The 3936-nt window shown below is 56.4% G+C and carries 4 protein-coding genes and 1 pseudogene; all 5 read right to left on the reverse strand.

What is annotated here, in order from left to right:
- A pseudogene (locus JWQ61_RS04385) lies at nucleotides 1-410 on the reverse strand (helix-turn-helix domain-containing protein); the annotation flags it as partial.
- A gap of 55 nt (nucleotides 411-465) precedes the next feature.
- A complete protein-coding gene (locus tag JWQ61_RS04390; RefSeq protein WP_304359442.1) occupies nucleotides 466-1152 on the reverse strand; it encodes a hypothetical protein in 687 nt (228 codons plus the stop codon).
- 83 nt (nucleotides 1153-1235) lie between these two features.
- Nucleotides 1236-1883 (reverse strand): thiopurine S-methyltransferase, encoded by a 648-nt coding sequence (gene tmpT / locus JWQ61_RS04395; RefSeq protein ID WP_304359443.1) that lies wholly within the window; start codon nucleotides 1881-1883, stop codon nucleotides 1236-1238.
- 155 nt (nucleotides 1884-2038) lie between these two features.
- Complete coding sequence (locus JWQ61_RS04400) at nucleotides 2039-2656, reverse strand: DUF1579 family protein (RefSeq protein ID WP_304359444.1); 618 nt, start codon at nucleotides 2654-2656, stop codon at nucleotides 2039-2041.
- 744 nt (nucleotides 2657-3400) lie between these two features.
- On the reverse strand, nucleotides 3401-3936 hold a 536-nt coding region (locus JWQ61_RS04405), incomplete at its 5' end, for an RICIN domain-containing protein (protein ID WP_304359445.1).

Consider the following 3936-nt stretch of genomic DNA (forward strand, 5'->3'; position numbering starts at 1 on the left):
CCATCGAGTTGTGTCAGTGCAGCTTCGGCTTCGTCGAGACGGCCAAGCAGCAACAGCTTGCGCGCTGCGATGAGCCGCGCCTGCAGCGCGTTGGCGTGATCGCCGTGGGCCTCCAGCGTGGCCAGGGCCGCCGCCAGCGCGCGCGGCGAGCTGCCGAGATCGCGCACGGCCAGCGCTACCTCAGCCTCGGCAACGACGCAGCGAGCGCGCGACAGCTCCTCATGGGCGCCAAAGCCGCGGGCGGCACGCCGCAACAGCTCACGGGCGCGCGAATGTTCACCAAGCTGAGCCATGGCGATGCCGCGCAAGGCCAGCGCCGGCGGATCGTCGCGCAGGGCGACACGCTTGAGGGCGCCGAGCGCATCGCCGGCGGCGAGAGCCCGGGCGGAGGCGGCTATCAGGGAATCCATGGCGGTAGAATACACCGCTGCGCGACGACGCCGTCACCGGCCAGCCAGATCGAGGTCATTTGCATTTGTTTTCTGAGAAAGAATCGCTCAAATCGTAGCAATACGCCGGTTTGATCTGATCCAGATAGATATGTTTTTTCTGTTCCGGAATATCCGACTTTCTTTCCATCTTTTCATCGTCAAAATTGCCGCTGGCGAAGATTTGTTTCCCGGTTAAATAGTTAACGCTGAGGGTCCTGTCGGTATCGCGTGCGGCAAAGCTGGCGTCGAGTCCGATCAGACGAAACCGCCCGTCTTGATAGCGAAAGACAAACTTGCTGTCGCCGCCAGTGCCGCTGCCGCAGGCAAACTCATGGTGTAATAAAACATGCAGTTGCCAGTGGCGCACCTGAACATCCTGGATGCTCCAGGACGTGCATTGATTGCCTTCCTGGTTTTGGCTGGGTAAGAAACGATCCGTTTCCACAACCTTCCGATATCCCGACGTTGTATGAAACAGGACCAGCAAGCGCCGACCATTGAGATTCGCTTCTCTACCCGAATTGCCGGTAGGATCTTCTGTGCGTTTCTTCGGGTTGTCCTCTTCCAGAACGAGTACGGCATCGTCCGTATCGGCCTGATTTAATCCGCCTGTAGTGCCGATAAGTATTTTCCATCCAGCCGGCACCCATGCCTGCCACTTTGCATCATCGAATTTCTCCTCGCCAAGTGCGGCGCCGCTGAATAACAGAAGCAGACTCAATGCGAATATTGTCCTGTGCATGGTTTTTATAAAAAGTGGTGCCGTCTTGATGGGATTGCCGCCGTCGACCGCGTTTTAACGCTTTATCTGTTGGCTTTTTGAAGGAGGAGCCAGGCGTTCTCCGTTGAGGCAACCTTCCCCTTCAGTCCACCCGCCACATCCTTGCGTTCGACAGACTTCAATTGATAAGCGGCGCCATAATGCTGTCTTACTTCGTCCTCGTTCACTGAAAACGGCGGGCCATCGATCTGCGATTGGTTGTATTCGTAAGAGATCAGCAGTTGCGGCGCGGCGCCGGTTATTTGCATCAGGTGCGACGCATAGTGCTTTCGCATGTCGGCCGGTAGCGCGACTAAGGCAGCGCGATCGTATATCGCGTTTATGGGGCCGAGATCTTCCGCAGACACGTCAAAAATATCGCCCACCCATATGTCGATATCGGCAGCGCTGTAGTGGGTCAATTTTCCCACCTCGGATATGTTTGGCGCCACGCCAAGTTCTTTGAACAAGTCGTTAATGGCTTGTCCGCTCAACTCCGCGCCGGCAATGCGATAACCGTTGGCAAGCAACCATGCGATATCACGCGTCTTGCCGCACAGCGGCAGGAACACGCGGCTGCCCTTTGCCAGGCTCAACTTTTCAAAATGTTTTGTCAGCAACGGGTTTGCTTCACTTCCATGAAAATTGATTTCACCCCGTTCCCATTTTTTATGCCAAAAACTTGCTTCCATATCGGCTCCTTAAACCCTTTATGTCCAAATACTATTTCTACTAATTTAATGAATCTTAATCGAGTCATGCACTAAGTTGTTCAACGTGGTCCTTCATGGCCTTGAGCGCTTCGGGGAGTGCCCGCGTGGTCATGTCGTCGATGCCGGGGCGCACGTCAACGCCGACGTGTATAGATATATTCGAAAGCGAGAAATTCTTTGGGACTTTCTCCTCCTTGCGGCGTCAGGTAAAGCTGGACTACTTGCCTGTCTTTTTTTATCTCTCCAACGGTAAGCCGGTACGTGAATGCAGCGTCCTTGACGGCTCCCCACTGCGGCGCTACAAAGTTGCCTCCACTGAGCTTTATCCCGTCTTTACCGGGGTGTATCTGTTCCTCCGTTTTGTCGCTCCGTTCATTCATCATCTGAGGAGCGCGGCTATCCAGCGAAAAATACTCATACTGCTGATTGACGGCGTTGTAATTGAAGAATGCAGTCCGGGTGAATGATCCTTCCCCGGTTTTTTGCACCGGTTCCATCACCTCCTCTAGAAAACCGCCAGCCATCAGACGGCGGCGGGCAGCGGCTGGCGGCAGATTGACGGCCTCAGCGCCAACGCCCGGCCACATGCGCTGCTGGACGTTCCAGGTTCCAGCCATCTGTTGTATCAAAGTTGGATCGGAGATTTTCTTTGGCGCGTTTTGGGCGTGTGCGGTGGAGAACATGCCTATGCAGAAAATGCTGTAGGTCGCTGCTGTCGAAAGAATACGTGCGACTCGAGGAATCAGTGCCATGTTCGTATGCTCCTTATCAATGATGTCGACGACGCGCCATGGAACAGTGGTCCGGCGATGAGAACCAGTGCCGCTGCAATTCCGATTATGTTGCCGTTTGCGATGCCATTCAACTGCCCCCATGGCGCCGGCATACGCGCGCGCTATGCATAGATCCGTCACGGCACCGGACAGTCTTTGTTTTAGCGCGCGGTTGAACCTGCGCGCGGCGGTCAATGCCGCGCGTTGCCGCATCCGGGTTGATGGGGGTCGCGCTGCCGGGGCCAAAATAGACCTGCGCTTGTGCGAAGGAACTGGCGCCAAGGATCAGGGCGCCGATGCAGAATAATTTTTTCATGCTTCTTTCATAGGTAACTGTTGTTGATTCGATTCGGGAGAGTTTCCGGACTGGGGCGGCAATTGACGCCTCATTGTGCCCATCAATTGGCGTACGCGCCTTATGACATAAGGCAAAGGCGAGAGGTTCTCATTTCAGATGGATATTTATCAACCGCGGGGCCTGACTGTTTGTATTCATCGGGCTGCAGGTGGATTGGCGCTCGGCGCATAGCGTGCTTTTCGATCAGGCATCGCTGGCTGGCAGCGGCAACATGAAAGATTGTCGCAATTGCACTAGAAACGACTGCACTGCCTCGACTGAGGACCGCAGATAAAAATCGTCCAGCGGCGCAATTTCTCTTGCCGCTGGACGGTGTCACGCACTACGGCGGGGACTGCAGCCTCTCCGACAACCTGCCCGCCGCCCTACCCAACCTTGGTGAACTTCCAACTCTGGTTGCCTCCACCATTGTCATCCCACAGCGTAATCGCAGACACATCGGTCGTGCCGTAGCTGGTAGGCGACGTGCCCGAATTGTTGTCGTCGATGACGCGCCCGCTTTGCACACCTTTGATCCCGTAGCTCACGCCATCCGGCCGTGGCACCAGCGCGAACTGCTGGTTGGCGCCGCCGTTGCCTTGCCAGATTTCCAGCGCGGTGCCGTTGTCGGTTTTCTGGCCGGTCACGTCCATCACCAGGCCGCTCTTGATGTTGGTCAGCTGCCAGTTGCCGCTGGAAATGGTCAGCCGCCATTGTTGTTCCTGGCCGCCGGTAGCAGCGGCGATGCCGAGCCGGGTGCCGGCCGTCGTGCCGCCCTGGTAGATTCCCAGCATCAGGTTGCTGATGGCGCTGGTGATGGTGTAGATACCGTTGTTGACGATGGCCGGCAGGAAGCGCCATTGCTGGCTGAACGGCCATTGCTGGTTGGGGTTGTCGGCCGGATTGATGATGACGTTGGCGG

Origin of the sequence: Collimonas fungivorans (assembly GCF_028292705.1) — a bacterium.
Classification (GTDB): domain Bacteria; phylum Pseudomonadota; class Gammaproteobacteria; order Burkholderiales; family Burkholderiaceae_D; genus Collimonas; species Collimonas fungivorans_B.

Bases quoted from the DNA above. Each gene is read 5' to 3' on its own strand.
- tmpT (WP_304359443.1), bottom strand. From the start codon at position 1,883: ATGGAAGCAAGTTTTTGGCATAAAAAATGGGAACGGGGTGAAATCAAT.
- JWQ61_RS04400 (WP_304359444.1), bottom strand. From the start codon at position 2,656: ATGGCACTGATTCCTCGAGTCGCACGTATTCTTTCGACAGCAGCGACC.